The following is a 1,080-nucleotide window of genomic DNA, read 5'->3' on the forward strand; positions in this document are numbered from 1 at the left end:
GCTGGAAACGCCGGCGGGCAAGGCGCTGCCGCTCAATCAGGCCGGTGATAAGCAGGGCCTGCAGGCCGGCGGCAATACTCTGGTGTTGCAGGCCTATGTGCGCGGCGAACCGCTAGCGTTGGAGCGAAAGACGATTGGGCGCGGAGCGTTCAGCGCGGTGGCGACCTTTAATCTGGCTTATGAGTAGGTGACGGACATGAAAATAAAAATATTAGCGATGTTTTTCGCCCTGTATTCATCGGCGGTATTTTCAGCCGCTTATCAAATGAAAATCACTCATCGTGGTAACCAGGATGATATGAGTATAGAGTCATGGGATATCAATGACAAGACACCCAATCCTATGTATTGGACGGAGGCAAAAGCCGATAGGCTCCTTTTTCTTTTTGATGCAGACACTGAACATGGTCATACCGCGAGTAATAGGTTTTATGTTCCCGGTGCTAGTAAGGTAACAACCATGGGGGAATTGGGGGAGTTGTTTATTGCACAGGGTTTTTTGGGGAAAGTTATTGCCGGGGATAGAGCTTCTAGCGTAATTAAGAATGGGTGTTGGCGTTTCGGATATGCCAGGCCCAGTGGCTCGTCGTCTGTTGCCGTGGCTTTTGATAATGCGTGTATTTATGCAGAGTATGGGCCAGAGACATGCCAGGTGGATACGCCTTATATTGAAATAAATCACGGCGTATTGGCTCCCTCAGAGGTGAATGGCAATTCGGCTTATACCGACATTTATATCTCATGTTCTAACAATATGTCGGTCTATGTTATGTCCCAATCAAGAGTGAATTCGGTGTCGTTATCGCCACTGACTGGATTACGCAGCGATCTTATGATTAATGACAAGAAGTTGGGGGATGGCGTGCAGATCTCCGCTTCTACTTCGCCAACCCGATTAAGGCTTTCTTCAACGTTAAGCGGTTATGATGCTCAGTCGGTAGGGACTTTCTCCGGCAGCGTGTCAATTATTATTGCCGTGCCTTAAGCGTTGAATGTTGTTAGCTCAGGAGAATGAAGAAAAATCTGCTGATATTAATGCGATTCATTAATGTGTGACCATTCGCTGAATGGCCGGCCAGT

At 48.0% G+C, this 1,080-nt stretch carries 1 protein-coding gene and 1 pseudogene; both read left to right on the top strand.

Going from position 1 to position 1,080, the window contains the following annotated elements; all coding sequences use genetic code 11:
- Positions 1-187: pseudogene (locus AC6BYQ_RS28385) on the top strand (fimbrial protein); the annotation flags it as partial.
- A gap of 9 nt (positions 188-196) precedes the next feature.
- Entirely contained in the window at positions 197-985 is a 789-nt protein-coding gene (locus AC6BYQ_RS28390) for an MrpH family fimbial adhesin (RefSeq protein ID WP_498057919.1), read from the top strand.
- The last annotated feature ends 95 nt before the right edge of the window (positions 986-1,080 follow it).

The sequence above is a fragment of the Serratia sp. LTN-2 genome (assembly GCF_059740205.1).